The sequence below is a fragment of the Ancylobacter aquaticus genome, from assembly GCF_004339465.1.
In the GTDB taxonomy this organism is placed as follows: Bacteria; Pseudomonadota; Alphaproteobacteria; order Rhizobiales; family Xanthobacteraceae; genus Ancylobacter; species Ancylobacter aquaticus.
In genome coordinates this window covers 166,011-179,433 of the sequence record NZ_SMFY01000002.1, presented here as the reverse complement: position 1 = coordinate 179,433, position 13,423 = coordinate 166,011, and the positions used below count along the sequence as shown (strand labels likewise).

16 protein-coding genes and 1 riboswitch are annotated in these 13,423 nt (G+C 65.8%); of the genes, 9 read left to right on the top strand and 7 right to left on the bottom strand.

The window, feature by feature from the left end; genetic code table 11:
- Nucleotides 1-2: 2 nt before the first annotated feature.
- Both kdpA and kdpF read right to left on the bottom strand, forming a co-directional pair.
- Nucleotides 3-1,712 carry a potassium-transporting ATPase subunit KdpA gene (kdpA, locus tag EV667_RS10340; RefSeq protein WP_131835276.1) on the bottom strand — a complete coding sequence of 570 codons (1,710 nt, stop codon included), beginning with the start codon at nt 1,710-1,712 and terminating at the stop codon, nt 3-5.
- A gap of 34 nt (nt 1,713-1,746) precedes the next feature.
- Complete coding sequence (kdpF, locus tag EV667_RS10335) at nt 1,747-1,863, bottom strand: K(+)-transporting ATPase subunit F (RefSeq protein ID WP_207907734.1); 117 nt, start codon at nt 1,861-1,863, stop codon at nt 1,747-1,749.
- 254 nt (nt 1,864-2,117) lie between these two features.
- On the opposite strand from kdpF, the gene zigA reads away from it, so the two are divergent.
- Nucleotides 2,118-3,332 (top strand): zinc metallochaperone GTPase ZigA, encoded by a 1,215-nt coding sequence (zigA, locus tag EV667_RS10330; protein ID WP_131835275.1) that lies wholly within the window; start codon nt 2,118-2,120, stop codon nt 3,330-3,332.
- A gap of 36 nt (nt 3,333-3,368) precedes the next feature.
- Here zigA and EV667_RS10325 read toward each other — a convergent pair whose 3' ends face one another.
- The 3 genes from EV667_RS10325 to EV667_RS10315 all read right to left on the bottom strand — a co-directional run bounded on the left by EV667_RS10325 (nt 3,369) and on the right by EV667_RS10315 (nt 8,162).
- Nucleotides 3,369-4,502 carry a ribonucleotide-diphosphate reductase subunit beta gene (locus tag EV667_RS10325; protein WP_131835274.1) on the bottom strand — a complete coding sequence of 378 codons (1,134 nt, stop codon included), beginning with the start codon at nt 4,500-4,502 and terminating at the stop codon, nt 3,369-3,371.
- A gap of 23 nt (nt 4,503-4,525) precedes the next feature.
- Nucleotides 4,526-7,399, bottom strand: a complete 2,874-nt coding sequence (locus EV667_RS10320; RefSeq protein WP_131835273.1) for a ribonucleoside-diphosphate reductase subunit alpha — start codon at nt 7,397-7,399, stop codon at nt 4,526-4,528.
- Between the two features lie 109 nt (nt 7,400-7,508).
- Nucleotides 7,509-7,722, bottom strand: a riboswitch (cobalamin riboswitch).
- 71 nt (nt 7,723-7,793) lie between these two features.
- Nucleotides 7,794-8,162 carry a response regulator gene (locus EV667_RS10315; protein WP_131835272.1) on the bottom strand — a complete coding sequence of 123 codons (369 nt, stop codon included), beginning with the start codon at nt 8,160-8,162 and terminating at the stop codon, nt 7,794-7,796.
- 346 nt (nt 8,163-8,508) lie between these two features.
- On the opposite strand from EV667_RS10315, the gene rpsU reads away from it, so the two are divergent.
- From rpsU to EV667_RS10295, 4 genes are all read left to right on the top strand, one after another.
- The gene (gene rpsU, locus EV667_RS10310) at nt 8,509-8,790 is read left to right on the top strand and encodes a 30S ribosomal protein S21 (RefSeq protein WP_131836304.1); all 282 of its coding nucleotides are present in this window, start codon (nt 8,509-8,511) and stop codon (nt 8,788-8,790) included.
- Between the two features lie 185 nt (nt 8,791-8,975).
- Complete coding sequence (locus tag EV667_RS10305) at nt 8,976-9,185, top strand: cold-shock protein (RefSeq protein WP_018390742.1); 210 nt, start codon at nt 8,976-8,978, stop codon at nt 9,183-9,185.
- A gap of 111 nt (nt 9,186-9,296) precedes the next feature.
- Entirely contained in the window at nt 9,297-9,524 is a 228-nt protein-coding gene (locus tag EV667_RS10300; RefSeq protein ID WP_131835271.1) for a hypothetical protein, read from the top strand.
- An 18-nt stretch (nt 9,525-9,542) separates the two neighbouring features.
- Nucleotides 9,543-9,755 carry a hypothetical protein gene (locus EV667_RS10295; RefSeq protein WP_245516098.1) on the top strand — a complete coding sequence of 71 codons (213 nt, stop codon included), beginning with the start codon at nt 9,543-9,545 and terminating at the stop codon, nt 9,753-9,755.
- A gap of 28 nt (nt 9,756-9,783) precedes the next feature.
- Here EV667_RS10295 and EV667_RS10290 read toward each other — a convergent pair whose 3' ends face one another.
- A complete protein-coding gene (locus EV667_RS10290; protein WP_131835270.1) occupies nt 9,784-10,380 on the bottom strand; it encodes a TetR/AcrR family transcriptional regulator in 597 nt (198 codons plus the stop codon).
- Between the two features lie 142 nt (nt 10,381-10,522).
- Between EV667_RS10290 and EV667_RS10285 the strand changes: the two genes are divergently transcribed.
- Nucleotides 10,523-10,927, top strand: coding sequence for a RidA family protein (locus EV667_RS10285; protein ID WP_131835269.1), 405 nt, complete (start codon nt 10,523-10,525; stop codon nt 10,925-10,927).
- A 13-nt stretch (nt 10,928-10,940) separates the two neighbouring features.
- Here EV667_RS10285 and EV667_RS10280 read toward each other — a convergent pair whose 3' ends face one another.
- The gene (locus EV667_RS10280; RefSeq protein ID WP_131835268.1) at nt 10,941-11,240 is read right to left on the bottom strand and encodes a DUF6916 family protein; all 300 of its coding nucleotides are present in this window, start codon (nt 11,238-11,240) and stop codon (nt 10,941-10,943) included.
- A 128-nt stretch (nt 11,241-11,368) separates the two neighbouring features.
- On the opposite strand from EV667_RS10280, the gene EV667_RS10275 reads away from it, so the two are divergent.
- Genes EV667_RS10275 through EV667_RS10265 form a run of 3 tightly spaced genes read left to right on the top strand, consistent with a single transcriptional unit; the run spans nt 11,369 to nt 13,400 of the window.
- Complete coding sequence (locus EV667_RS10275; protein ID WP_131835267.1) at nt 11,369-11,650, top strand: PqqD family protein; 282 nt, start codon at nt 11,369-11,371, stop codon at nt 11,648-11,650.
- Nucleotides 11,651-11,664: 14 nt separating this feature from the next.
- A complete protein-coding gene (locus EV667_RS10270) occupies nt 11,665-12,567 on the top strand; it encodes a hypothetical protein (RefSeq protein WP_131835266.1) in 903 nt (300 codons plus the stop codon).
- Nucleotides 12,564-13,400, top strand: coding sequence for a sulfotransferase domain-containing protein (locus EV667_RS10265; protein ID WP_131835265.1), 837 nt, complete (start codon nt 12,564-12,566; stop codon nt 13,398-13,400). Before EV667_RS10270 ends, EV667_RS10265 begins: the two co-directional genes overlap by 4 nt.
- Nucleotides 13,401-13,423: the final 23 nt, after the last annotated feature.

Genomic DNA, 13,423 nt, shown 5'->3' with positions numbered 1-13,423 from the left:
GCTCAAAAGGTCTTGCCGGCCAGCATCTGCACCTGCTCGGCAATCGGGCCGAGGGCGAGAGCGGGGAAGAACTGCAAGCCGCCGAGAATGAGGATGATGCCGACCATCAGCCCCACGAAGAGCGGGCCATGGGTCGGGAAGGTGCCTGTCGAGGCCGTGAGCCGCGTCTTGGCGGCAAGCGAGCCGGCGATCGCCATCATCGGCACGATATAGGCGAAGCGGCCAAGCAGCATGGCGAGGCCGAGCGTGGTGTTCCACCATGGCGAATTCGCCGACAGCCCGCCAAACGCCGAGCCATTGTTTCCCGCCGCCGAGGAATAGGCGTAGAGGATTTCCGACAGTCCATGCGGGCCGGCATTGCCGAGGCCGGCGAGCGCCGTGGGCAGCACCGCCGCGACGCCTGAGAAACCAAGAATGGCGGTCGGCAGGATGAGGATGGCGAGCATGGCCATCTTGACCTCCTTCGCCTCGATCTTCTTGCCGAGATATTCCGGCGTGCGCCCGACCATCAGCCCGGCCACGAAGACGGCGAGGATCGCCATGACCAGCAGGCCATAAAGCCCCGAGCCGACGCCGCCCGGCAGAATCTCGCCAAGCTGGATCAGGAACAGCGGCACCATGCCGCCGAGCGGGGTGAAGGAGCCGTGCATGGCGTTGACGCCGCCATCGGACAGGCCGGTGGTGACGGCGGCGAACATGGCGGAGGCGGCGAGGCCGAAGCGGACCTCCTTGCCCTCCATGTTGCCGCCGGCGGGGTCGATGCCGGCGGCCACCAGCGAGGGTGTGCCGGCCGCTTCCGCCCAATAGGTGATGGCGATGCCGGCGACGAGGATGAGGCCTATGGCCGCCACCAGCGCCCGCGCCTGCCGCCGGTCGCCGATCAACCGGCCGAAGGCGAAGATGAGCGCGGTGGAGATGACCAGCATCTGCCAGATCTCCAGCGCATTGGAGAGCGGGCTCGGATTTTCGAACGGGTGCGCCGCATTGACGTTGAAGAACCCGCCGCCATTGGTGCCGAGCTGCTTGATCGCCATCTGGCTGGCCACCGGCCCCATGGCGATGACCTGCTGCGCGCCTTCCAGCGTCGTCGCCGAGGTGGCCGCGCCGAGCGTCTGCGGCACGCCCATCGCCACCTGCACCAGCGCGGTGACGACCGCCAGAGGCAGCAGCACATAGAGCACCGAGCGGGTCATATCGACGAAGAAATTGCCGACCGTGACCGCCCCGGAGCGAGCGAACGCCCGCACCAGCGCCACGGCCAGAGCCAGCCCGGTGGCGGCGGAGAGGAAGTTCTGCACGGTGAGCCCGGCCATCTGGCTGAACAGGCTCATCGTCGTCTCGCCGCCATAGGCCTGCCAGTTGGTGTTGGTGACGAAGCTCACCGCCGTGTTGAAGGCAAGGTCGGGAGCCACGCCGGCAAAGCCGAGCGGATTGAACGGCAGCAGGCCCTGCAGGCGCAGTAGCGCATAAAGCAGCACCACGCCGGCCGCGTTGAAGGCGAGCATGGCGAGGGTGTAGCCGAGCGCGCCCTGCTCGCGGGCGGGGTCGACGCCGGCGAGACGGTAGAGCACCCGCTCCACGGGTGCGAGCAGCGCCGAGAGCATCGTGCGCTCGCCGGCAAAGACGCGCGCCATATAGGCGCCGAGCGGCACCGCCGCGACGAGCACGAGCGCGAGGATGATGGCTATCTGGAGCCAGCCTTGAACGGTCATGGCATTTGGACTTTCGCGAAGATGGGGGGGCGCGTCAGAATTTCTCGGGCCGCAGCAGGGCGGTCACGAGATAGACGGCGAGAGCGAGGGCGACGGTGCCACCAAGCAGAAGATCGACCATGGCCTCACCCCAGCGACGTGAAGCGGGCATAGGCGGCCATCAGCAGGAAGAAGCCGACGGCGATGGCGAGATAAAAAAGATCCAGCATGATTCCAGCTTCCTGGTTGAGCTGGCATTTCATCTAGGCCGGGCTGGATAAGGGTTCGATCTGGATTGCGGCGCGCCACCGTAAAGACGGCATAAAGACGCCGCAGCACGCGCCCCCTGCCAGCCGCGGGCGGCTTGCGCAACGGGCCCCCCTATGCAAATGATACATTATATCACTTTGTATGTGGAGCCTTCCTATGTCCGACAGCCGCCTTCCGGTCACGGTGCTTTCCGGCTTCCTCGGGGCCGGCAAGACCACCCTGCTCAACCATGTGCTGGCGAACCGCGAGGGGCTGCGCGTCGCTGTCATCGTCAACGACATGTCGGAAGTGAACATTGATGCCGAGCTGGTGCGGGCGGGCGACGCCAACCTGTCCCACACGCAGGAAAAGCTGGTCGAAATGACCAATGGCTGCATCTGCTGCACGCTGCGCGACGACCTGCTCGCCGAGGTCAAGCGCCTCGCCGATGAGGGCCGCTTCGACTATCTCCTCATCGAATCCACGGGGATCGCCGAGCCGCTCCCGGTAGCCGCCACCTTCGAGTTCCGCGACGAGGACGGCTTCTCGCTCTCGGACGTTGCCCGGCTCGACACCATGGTTACCGTGGTCGACGCCGCCAACCTCTTGAGGGATTTCGGCTCCCGCGACTTTCTGCGCGACCGTGGCGAGGTGGCGGGCGAGGAGGACGCCCGCACGCTGGTCGACCTGCTCACCGACCAGATCGAGTTCGCCGATGTCATCGTGCTCAACAAGGTCTCGGACGTCGCCCCGGCGCGGCGGCGCGAGGTCCGCGCCGTGGTGAAGGCGCTGAACCCGGACGCGCTCATCATCGAGACCGACCAGGCCAATGTGCCGATGAAGGACATTCTGGGCACCGGCCGCTTCGACTTCGAGCAGGCGCACGAGCACCCGACCTGGTTCAAGGAGCTGAACGGCTTCAAGGACCATGTGCCGGAGACGGAGGAATACGGCGTTTCCAGCTTCGTCTACCGCGCCCGCCGGCCGTTCCACCCGGAGAAGTTCGACGCCTTCCTCGCCCGCACCTGGCCGGGCCTCGTCCGCGCCAAGGGGCTGTTCTGGCTGGCCACCCGCCCGCGCCGGGTCGGCGAGATGTCGCTCGCCGGCGCCATCTGCCGCACGGGTTCCATCGGCCAGTGGTGGGCGGCTATCCCGACCGAGCACTGGCCGACGCAGGCCGACTGGCGAAGCTGGCTGCGCCAGCACTGGACGCCGGGCTATGGCGACCGACGGCAGGAGCTGGTGTTCATCGGCGTCAACATGGACGAGGCCGCCATCCGCGCCGCGCTCGACGACTGCCTTATCGGCCCGCTCAAGCCCATGCTGTTCGACCCCGAGCCGCTGAAGCACCTGCCGGACCCGTTCCCGGACTGGGAGCGCGTGCCGGCCTGAGAAGACGGCCGGCGGCGAAACCCGCCGCCGGCCCGCTCAATCCCAGGCGAGTGCGCCGCCGTTCTGGTACTCGATGACGCGGGTCTCGAAGAAGTTCTTCTCCTTCTTCAGGTCTATCGACTCGCTCATCCACGGGAACGGGTTCTCGGCCTCGGCGAACACGGGCGCGAGCCCGAGCTGGGCGCAGCGGCGATTGGCGATGACGTGCATGTACTGTTCGCACAGGCCCGCGTTCAGCCCGAGCAGCCCGCGCGGCATGGTGTCCCTGCTATAGGCGGCTTCCAGTTCCGCAGCATCTTTCAGCATGCCGCGCACCTCGTCCTGGAACGCGGGCGTCCACAGATCGGGGTTCTCGGCCTTGATCTGGTTGATCACGTCGATGCCGAAGTTCAGGTGCAGGCTCTCGTCGCGCAGGATGTACTGGTACTGCTCGGCGATGCCGACCATCTTGTTGCGCCGGCCGAGCGAGAGAATCTGCGCGAAGCCGGTGTAGAACCACATGCCCTCGAACACGACATAGAACGCCACGAGATCCCGCAGGAACTGCTGGTCGGCCTCCGGCGTGCCGGTAGCAAAGGCAGGGTCGTCGAGGCTCTGCGTGTGCTTGAGCGCCCACGCGGCCTTGTCGGTGATGGAAGGCACCTCGCGGTACATGTTGAACAGTTCGCCCTCATCCAGGCCCAGGCTCTCCACGATGTACTGGAAGGTATGGGTGTGCACCGCCTCCTCGAAGGCCTGACGCAGCAGATATTGCCGGCATTCCGGGTTGGTGAGGTGGCGGTAGATCGCCAGCACGATGTTGTTCGCCACCAGCGATTCCGAGGCGGCGAAGAAGCCGAGATTGCGCTTCAACATGCGGCGCTCGTCCTCGGTGAGGCCGTCGCGCGACTTCCACAACGCGATGTCGGCCTGCATCGACACCTCCGTTGGCATCCAGTGATTGTTGCAGCCGGCGAGGTACTTTTCCCACGCCCATTTATATTTGAGCGGCAGAAGCTGGTTCACGTCGGCGCGGGCGTTGATCATCCGCTTCTCGTCCACGCTCACGCGCGCAGCGCCACGCGCAATGGCGCCGAGGCCGGTGGCGTCGGCGGTGGCATCGGTGGACGCCGGTGCGAAGGCGGGGTGGATCTGTGCGCGCGCAGGCTTGGTCTCGGACCAGTCGAGCATGTTGTTGGTTCCCTGTTCTCTGCTCACTGGCAGGCTTCGCAGTCGGGATCGTTGATCGAGCAGGCCTGACCGAATGCCGTCTCCGGCACCGCGATGGACGTCGCCGCGAGGACGGCCGAGACCGCGTTGAGCTTGCCGTCCGTGCCCTTCAGCGTCGATTTCTCGACATGGGTGGCCGAGCGCGAGCGCAGGTAGTAGGTGGTCTTCAGGCCGCGCTTCCACGCCAGCCGATAGGTCTCGTCGAGCTTGCGTCCGCTCGGATTGGCGACATAGAGGTTCAGCGACTGCGCCTGGTCGATCCATTTCTGCCGGCGCGCCGCCGCCTCTATGAGCCAGGCTGTGTCGATCTCGAAAGCGGTGGCGTAGAGCGCCTTGAGGTCGTCCGGGACGCGGTCGATCGGCCCGACGCTGCCGTCGTAATATTTGAGGTCGGACACCATCACCTCGTCCCACAGGCCGCGCGCCTTCAGGTCGCGCACGAGAGCCGCGTTCACCACGGTGAAGTCGCCGGACATGTTCGATTTCACGAACAGGTTCTGGTAGGCCGGCTCGATCGACTGCGACACGCCGCAGATGTTGGAAATCGTCGCGGTGGGCGCGATCGCCATGGTGTTGGAATTGCGCAGGCCGGTGATCGTCACCCGCTGGCGCAGGCTTTCCCAGTCGAGCGTCGCGGAACGGTCGAACGCCGCCCGGCCGCGCGCCGCGCTCAGCAGTTCAAGGCTGTCGATGGGAAGCACCCCCCTCGACCACAGCGAGCCCTCGAAGGAGGGGTAGCGCCCGCGCTCCGTTGCGAGGTCGCAAGAGGCGGAAATCGCGTGGAAGCTCACCGCCTCCATGCTCTCATCGGCAAAACGCACGGCCGCGTCGCAACCATAGGGGATGCGCAGCACCTGCAGCGCGTCCTGGAAGCCCATGATGCCGAGCCCGACCGGACGGTGCCGCAGATTGGAGCGGCGCGCCTCGGGGATGGTGTAGAAATTGATGTCGATGACATTGTCGAGCATGCGCATCGCGGTGGTCACGGTGCGCGCCAGCCGCGCCCGGTCGAGCCCCTCCGGCGTGACATGCGCCAGCAGATTCACCGAGCCGAGATTGCACACCGCCACTTCATCATTGGAGGTGTTGAGCGTGATCTCGGTGCACAGGTTCGAGGAGTGCACCACGCCAACATGGCCCTGCGGCGAGCGAATGTTGCAGGGGTCCTTGAAGGTGATCCAGGGGTGGCCGGTCTCGAACAGCAGGGTCAACATGCGTCGCCAGAGGTCGATGGCCCGCAGCTGCCGCGACACTTTCATTTCGCCACGCGCGGCCTTCGCTTCATAGGCCTCATAGGCGGCTCTGAAGGCCGGGCCGGTGAGATCGTGCAGCTCCGGCGTCTCGTCGGGCGAGAACAGCGTCCACGGCCCGTCCGCCTCCACCCTCTCCATGAACAGGTCCGGCACCCAGTTGGCGGTGTTCATGTCGTGGGTGCGGCGGCGGTCGTCGCCTGTGTTCTTGCGCAAATCGAGGAATTCCTCGATGTCGACATGCCAGGTTTCGAGATAGGCGCAGACCGCGCCCTTGCGCTTGCCGCCCTGGTTGACGGCGATTGCGGTGTCGTTCGCCACCTTGAGGAACGGCACCACGCCCTGGCTCTCGCCATTGGTGCCCTTGATATGGGCACCAAGGCCGCGCACACGCGTCCAGTCATTGCCGAGCCCGCCGGAATATTTCGCCAGCAGGGCGTTGTCCTTGATGCCCTTGAAGATGCCGTCGAGATCGTCCGGCACGGTGGTCAGGAAGCAGGAGGACAGCTGCGGCCGCAGCGTGCCGGCGTTGAACAGGGTCGGCGTCGAGGCCATGAAGTCGAAGGAGGAGAGCAGAAGGTAGAACTCGATCGCCCGCGCCTCGCGGTCCACCTCGCGCAAGGCAAGCCCCATGGCGACGCGCATGAAGAAGGCCTGGGGCAGCTCGAAGCGGTTGCCGCGCGCGTGCAGGAAATAGCGGTCATAGAGGGTCTGCAGGCCGAGATAGTCGAATTGGAGGTCGCGCTCGGGCAGAAGCGCGGCGGCGATGCGGGCCAGATCGAAGCCGCCGAGTTCCGGGTCGATCAGTTCCTCGGCGATACCGCGCTGGAGATAGGCGCGGAAATAGTCGGGATAGCGCGCCGCCATCTCGGTCTGCGTCGCCTGCACCGGCCGGCCGTCGAGGAAGCTCAGCGCTTCGCGGCGCAGCTTGTCGCCGAGCAGCCGGGCGGACACCCTGGCGTAATTCGGCTCGGTCTCGATCAAAGTGCGGGCCGCGAGAATCGGGGCGAGGCCCAGCTCCTCGACGCTGATGCCGTCATAGAGATTGCGGCGGGTCTCGAGGAGGATGGCGGCGGCGGAGACATCGGCAAGCCCCTCGGTCGCCTCCGCCAGCACCGCCTCCAGCCGGGCGGCGTCGAGCGGCACTCGGACCCCATCGGCTGTGGTCATCGACAGCGCCGCAGTCGCAGCGGGAAGCGCGGTGGAGGCCGCCGCAGCCCGCTCGCGGGCACGTTCCGCGCGATAGATCACATAGGCGCGCGCCACCTTGTGGTGTTCGCCGCGCATCAGGGCGAGCTCGACCTGGTCCTGCACGTCCTCGATATGGAAGGTGCGCCCCACATCTGCGCGGCGGGTGAGGCCGGCGACAATCTGGTCGGTCAATTCGGCCACGATGTCGTGCACGCGTCGGGAGGCAGCGGCGGAAGAACCCTCGACCGCGAGAAACGCCTTGGTCAGCGCCACCACGATCTTGGACGCATCGAATAGCGTCACCGCGCCGTTGCGACGGATGAGCTGATAGCCGGGCGTGCTGGACGGGGCGGCCGCCGGCGCAGCGGAAACCGGCTCATGGCCGGGCGGATGCTTGGCGTCGAGAGAAGGATACATCGGCGAACCCCACATTCTTTGGGGGCAAAGGCCGAGCGGACGCAGGCGCGGGCAACGGCGCATTGAGCCGGCGGACGCGCGAACGCACCACCGGGACACCCCGCCCAGGGACGATTATGTTGCTACGGCAGGTCTCCTGGCTCGCGGGTCAACGCCTTTCGCCCGGCCTTCCCGAGGCGCATAGCCTCAGTGACTCGGTATGGACGACAGGCTCGCCGCTGACAGTTGCGGGGGCAGCGCCGGCCTTGCCCCGAAAGGCTCACCGGCTTCCCTCTTAGCCTTCTCGTCTCGCGACTCAAAGGACCGTAACGCCTACATATAGGCAACGCACATGTACCGACGTCAAGATGTTGGGTAGCGCCCACCCCCCAGATGCCGGAGCGCACCCGGTCCGTCAGGTGCTTCCGGAGGCCAGCAGCCCTTGCATGGAGCGGGCGATGTCGGCGGGCGTGTAGGGCTTGGAAAAGAACAGGCTGCCAGGGGGGAGTTCGGCCGTCGCGGCGATCCTGTTGCCGGACGTGACGATGATCTGCACCGGCGGCCAGCGCTTGCGCACCGCTGCCGACAACTTCAGCCCGTCCATGCTGCCGGGCATGTCGATATCGGTGAACAGCAGCCGGATTTCCGGGATGGCTTCAAGGATCTTCAGCGCCTGATCGGCACTTGCCGCCTCATGCACCTCGAAGCCTTGTTCGGCAAGGTAGTCGGCGATGTCGAAGCGCACCAGCGCTTCGTCTTCGACCACCAGCACTGCGATTGGCATACTCAAAACCCCGGGTGCCAGCGCACATTTCACCACGTCAATGACAGCCAACGCGGCATGCGGAAGAACGATCCCGGTTATTTTTCCAAACCACATTTATTTGACGCGGCGCATCTACGCGAGAATGCCCCCGGCTGCGCGGGCGGCGCCTTCGCTCGTCGCAGCCGCCGGAAATCGACCGCGCCGCTTGTCGGCCATGGCGTGATGGCGCTATGTAGGTTCCGACGATGTCGCGTCCCGCCGGGCCGCACTTCCCATCGCTGCGTCTTGCTCTTATGAGATGCGGCCGCGTCGGTTCCAACGAACCGCCCAACCAGCAGCCGTGCTGCATGTGATCGGACAAGAATTGCAGGTCCTCGTTCGCGACAACAATGTCGAACAAGCCATGAGGGTTTTGAAGAAGAAGATGCAGCGCGAAGGCATCTTCCGCGAGATGAAGGCGCGTCGCTCTTACGAGAAGCCCTCCGAACGGCGCAATCGTGAGGACGCCGAAGCCATCCGCCGGACCAAGAAGGCCGCGCGCAAGCAGGCTATCCGTGACGGGCTCATCGCCGCGCCGAAAAAGAAGCCGCTGATCGGCCGCGGATTGCCGCGCCCCGGCGCCCCAAGCGCCCCGGCCGCCGAGTAAAAATAAATCTTGCAGGGGTTGTGAGAACACCACATCCTCTGTACGATAAAGGCATCGATCTTGGACGTTGAACTTTGTTTTGCGCACACTTGCGCCGTAGCGAACTTCCTCTCAAATCGATGTCAACGTGATGCCTGCGTAAATGTGGGTGATCAGATCTCTATGTCGACTGAAAGGATTTAGTCATGGCGACAGGTACTGTGAAGTGGTTCAATGGTCAGAAGGGCTTCGGCTTCATTCAGCCGGACAATGGCGGGCCGGACGTGTTCGTTCACATCTCTGCGGTTGAGCGCGCGGGCCTGATGGGCCTGAACGAAGGCCAGAAGGTGTCCTACGAGCTCGAGACCGACCGCCGTAGCGGCAAGAGCTCGGCCGGTAGCCTCAAGGCTGCGTGACAACATTGCTTCCGGTCTTTGACCACGGATGTACTGGCAACGACCGTTGAGGCAGTAGTGGGAAGGCCGGGGAAACCCGGCCTTTTTTGCGTTTACGAAGGGAAGTTCAGTATGCCCAAACGAGCGCAGGAGACACCCTTCAAGCCGAAGCTGTCTCAATCGGAGAGCAAGGCCGATTCGGTCTCCCGGATCGCCATGTCGATGATCGAGCACGAATCGGTGGCCCGCGAAGCCAAGATCGCCCGCCTGCGGGAGGCGCGGCTGGCCAAGGAGGCCGCCGAGCGCAGCCTCGCCGCCACTGCGGCACCCAAGCCCACCCGCCGCGCCGTCAAGCGCTAGTCTCCCGCGAAAGCTGTCATGCCTGCTGACCCGAACGATTTCATGACCCTGAAGCTCAAGACTCTCCGAAACCGGCTACTGACCGAGCAGCGCGATCTGATTTCCATCGCCGCCGAGATCAATGCCCTTCCCTCGGACAAGACGATCCAGAAGATCGCCAGTCTCGAAGTCGCCATCGGCGCCGTCGAGTCGATGCTCGACGAGGAAGCCGGGGAGCGACCCGCGAAGTAGCCGCGGGCGAGATAACAGCCGGGCCTGTTCAGCCCGGCGTTTCCAGAAGCCCCTGCGCCAGGCAGCGAAACGCCTCGATCGCCTTGGGTAGCGCGTTCTCCGGCGTAGGGCTCGCGGCGATCCACAGCGCCGCGTTCAGTGCCGCGCCATTGATCAGCCAGGCCGCCGCTTCCGGGTCCACCGGCTTCAGCACCTTCCCGGTGATCAGCCTTTCCACTGTCCGTCGCGTCGTCTCCAGGCAGGCATTCTGGCTCGGCCATTGCGAGGGGTCGCCGAGCACGGCGGGACCGTCGCGCAGCACGATTCGCTGCACCTCCGGCTCCAGCGCCATCTCGATGTAAGCCGCCCCCTCGGCGAGAAGCGCCTCCCATGGCGTGGTGGCGTCGGAAGCGATCGCCTGCGCGCGGGCCGCCATTTCAGCATCAATCTGGTGCACCACCGCCGCCAGAAGCCCCCGCTTGTCGCCGAAATTATGATAGAGCGCGCCGCGCGTCAGCCCTGCCGCCGCCGTCAGATCATCCATCGAGGCGTCGGCATAGCCCTTTTCGGCGAAGGCCTTGCGCGCCGCCGCGACCAGTCTGGCGCGCGTCGCCTCCATCTTTTCCGCCCGTCGTCCCACGGCCATTTCGCGCTCTCATTCCCTCATTGGCACACGCGCCCATTGACATACGCGACGTATGCCAGCACTCTCACATACGAAACGTATATCAGAAGAAGTCGCCATCGGGAACGCCGGTGGCGGCCTTCTCAACCTTGAGGATGCGATCATGCGCGACGCCGTTTTCCCTGCCGGCAGGCACGCACTCTATGAGACCCATGGCTATTCCGCCGCCATTCGCTCGGGGGACCTGCTGTTCGTATCGGGACAGGTGGGCAGCCGCCCGGATGGCAGCCGCGAGCCCGAGTTCGCCCGCCAAGTCGAGCAGGCCTTCGCCAATCTGCGGGCGACCCTCGCCGCTGCCGGCTGCACCTTCGATGACGTTATCGAGGTGACGACCTTCCATACCGATCCCGAGAATCAGTTCGACACGGTCCTGGCGGCCAAGGCGCAGGCCTTCCCAGCGGCGCCCTATCCCGCATGGACAGCCGTCGGGGTGAACTGGCTTGCCGGGTTCGATTTCGAGATCAAGGTGATCGCGCGCCTGCCCGAAAAGGCTGCGGTAGCCGGTTGATCGGCGCGGCGCCTCAGCTGAAGATCGCTTGGTAGGTGAAGCGGTTCCCATCGCCGGCTATGGGCACGAGGAACATTTCCAGCTCCCCCAGCGCGTCATGGTGCAAGCGGTGGGTGAGCTGGGCCAGGCAATAAGGCCCCTCGCCTTCAAACAGCAGCTGGAAACCGTCGCGCCCGTCCGGCCGGCCGCGCGCGGAGAGCACCGCGGCTTCCCGCAGCACAATCCGCAACGGCCCGGGTTGGCCGGTCTCAACCGCGAAACTCTCGCCGACGCGCGGCGCAAAGTGCTGGATGGTCAACGCGGCGATGTCCATTTGCTTGCCCTCTCCTGCCTTGCCGGGTTCCCCGGCGCCGCCTCACGCGCTTCCCGGTAGCATCCTCTGGACGATACCACCTTGCCGGGCTAGGTGTAGAGGCAATGGTGACAACTCACGCGTGATCCATGGCCCTTTCATCCAGCTCCGAGATCGTTCGGCGGCCTCATCCGCTTGAGGCCGCCATCGGTGACACGCGGGTTCTGCTCGATGTCGAGCAGGGCCTTTATTTCGGGCTGAACGGCATAGCCACCAGCATCTGGCAGCGTCTGGAGCAGCCCGTCCGGGTCAGCGACCTCTGCTGTTCGCTCAAGGCCGAATATGAGGGCGAGGCGGCGCGCATCGAAGCGGAGGTGCTTGCCTTTCTGGCCCTGCTCGACGCCCGGAAGCTCATCGAAATTCGCGCGTGACAGCGGCGGTGCCCATGACCGACGGCCTACTCTGCGGCTGGCGCATCCGCTCCGACATTGCGCTGCCCGAGCTCCTCGACTGGCAGGGCGACGACAGGATTCCCGACCTCGTCGTCCGGCTCGGCGAGGTTGACGAACGCCTGCCCGAGGGGCGGGAAATCAGCCCGCTCTTGCAGATCGACGGTACCGGCGCAGGTTTGCTGCAGGTGCCGATGGTAGGGCGGTTCCTCGTGCGGCCGTCGGGCGGCATCACCATTGCCCCGCAGCCCGAGGCGAGCGAGGCCGAGATTCGGCTTTTCCTGCTCGGCTCGGTGCTCGGCATGGTGTGCCATCAACGCGCCCTGCTGCCGCTGCACGCGTCCAGTGTGGCGATCGACGGTGGCGCGGTCGCCTTTTGCGGTCCGTCGGGCATGGGCAAGTCCACCCTCGCGCTGCGGTTCGCCCAACACGGCCATTCGGTGGTCTCCGACGATATCTGCGTGATCGAGACGTGCGAGCCGCCCCGGGTGCGTCCTTGCTTCCCCCGGCTGAAGCTCTGGCGCGACACCATGGAAGATGCGGCGCTGTCGCCGGAAGGGTTGGAGCGCAACCGGCGCGGACAGGAGAAATTCCATTTTCGCGCGCCTCACGCCGGCGTGCGCGAGCCCCTCCCGCTGCGGGCGATCTTCCTCCTTCGCCGCGCTGGTTCTGGTGAGGGAGAAGGTATCCAGCGGCTGGCGGCGCCGCTCGACATCATGGCCGCGCTGGAGGCCGAGACGTTCCGGCTGCAGGTCGGGCACGCGCTGGGGCGTGCCGAAACGTTGTTCCAGGCGCGCGCCCTGATCGCCAATGACGTGCCTGTCTACCGGCTGACGCGCCGGGCAGACGCGCAGCCCGACCGCTGGCTCGACGCCATCGCGGCGACGATACGGGGATGAGCGGGCTCACCCTCATCGCCTCCTATCCCAAGTCCGGCAACACCTGGCTGCGCGCCTTCCTCGCCAGCCATCTGCGCGACGGCCGGCCGATCGACCTTAATGCGGACCTGTCAGAGGTTCCGAACCTCACCTCGCGCAGCCTGCAGGATTGCCATGCGGGGCTGGAGCATTCGGACCTCAGTCGGCAGGAGGTCGCCCTGCTTCGGCCGCTCACCAGCCGCCGCATCGCAAGGGAGCAGCCCGGATTCTACAAGACGCACGATTCCAATCTCGTCCCGCCCGGTGCGCGCGAGCCGGCGATCCCGCCCGATGCCATAGATCGTGTCGTCTGCATCGTCCGCGACCCGCGCGATGTCGCGGTTTCAGCAGCCGCCCATTTCGGCTGGTCGCTCGATGACAGCGTCGACCGGATGGCCGACACCGCATTTTGCATCGGTCACTCGCCGAGACGCCTCAACGCGAATGTTGAGCAGTGGATCTCGTCCTGGAGCGCCCATGTCGAGAGCTGGCTCGACGCGGGCGGCGTGCAACTCCTGATGCTGCGCTATGAGGATTTGCTGGCCGACCCGCTTGAGAGCTTCACGCAGCTGTGCCGGTTTCTCGACCTGGACGACACGCGCCACGCCGTCTCCCGCAGCCTGGAAGAGAGCCGCTTCAGCGCGCTCGCCGGTCAGGAGGCGCGCGGCGGTTTTCGCGAACGCTCCCGGACATCCACGGCGCCGTTCTTCCGCGCGGGGAAAGCCGGCGAATGGCGCACGGCACTGCCGGCCGTTCTGGCAGAGCGTGTCGTCGGGACGCATTCACGGGTCATGGCCCGTGTAGGTTACGGCTGACCCTGCGCGCAGACGAATCCCAC

Excerpts from the sequence above, each read along its gene's own strand:
- EV667_RS10290 (WP_131835270.1), bottom strand. The coding sequence starts at position 10,380 with ATGGCCGTGGGACGACGGGCGGAAAAGATGGAGGCGACGCGCGCCAGA.
- kdpF (WP_207907734.1), bottom strand. The coding sequence starts at position 1,863 with ATGCCCGCTTCACGTCGCTGGGGTGAGGCCATGGTCGATCTTCTGCTT.
- EV667_RS10305 (WP_018390742.1), top strand. The coding sequence starts at position 8,976 with ATGGCGACAGGTACTGTGAAGTGGTTCAATGGTCAGAAGGGCTTCGGC.
- EV667_RS10280 (WP_131835268.1), bottom strand. The coding sequence starts at position 11,240 with ATGGACATCGCCGCGTTGACCATCCAGCACTTTGCGCCGCGCGTCGGC.
- EV667_RS10265 (WP_131835265.1), top strand. The coding sequence starts at position 12,564 with ATGAGCGGGCTCACCCTCATCGCCTCCTATCCCAAGTCCGGCAACACC.
- EV667_RS10325 (WP_131835274.1), bottom strand. The coding sequence starts at position 4,502 with ATGCTCGACTGGTCCGAGACCAAGCCTGCGCGCGCACAGATCCACCCC.
- EV667_RS10315 (WP_131835272.1), bottom strand. The coding sequence starts at position 8,162 with ATGCCAATCGCAGTGCTGGTGGTCGAAGACGAAGCGCTGGTGCGCTTC.
- zigA (WP_131835275.1), top strand. The coding sequence starts at position 2,118 with ATGTCCGACAGCCGCCTTCCGGTCACGGTGCTTTCCGGCTTCCTCGGG.
- EV667_RS10300 (WP_131835271.1), top strand. The coding sequence starts at position 9,297 with ATGCCCAAACGAGCGCAGGAGACACCCTTCAAGCCGAAGCTGTCTCAA.
- EV667_RS10295 (WP_245516098.1), top strand. The coding sequence starts at position 9,543 with ATGCCTGCTGACCCGAACGATTTCATGACCCTGAAGCTCAAGACTCTC.
- EV667_RS10275 (WP_131835267.1), top strand. The coding sequence starts at position 11,369 with ATGGCCCTTTCATCCAGCTCCGAGATCGTTCGGCGGCCTCATCCGCTT.
- EV667_RS10270 (WP_131835266.1), top strand. The coding sequence starts at position 11,665 with ATGACCGACGGCCTACTCTGCGGCTGGCGCATCCGCTCCGACATTGCG.
- EV667_RS10285 (WP_131835269.1), top strand. The coding sequence starts at position 10,523 with ATGCGCGACGCCGTTTTCCCTGCCGGCAGGCACGCACTCTATGAGACC.
- kdpA (WP_131835276.1), bottom strand. The coding sequence starts at position 1,712 with ATGACCGTTCAAGGCTGGCTCCAGATAGCCATCATCCTCGCGCTCGTG.
- EV667_RS10320 (WP_131835273.1), bottom strand. The coding sequence starts at position 7,399 with ATGTATCCTTCTCTCGACGCCAAGCATCCGCCCGGCCATGAGCCGGTT.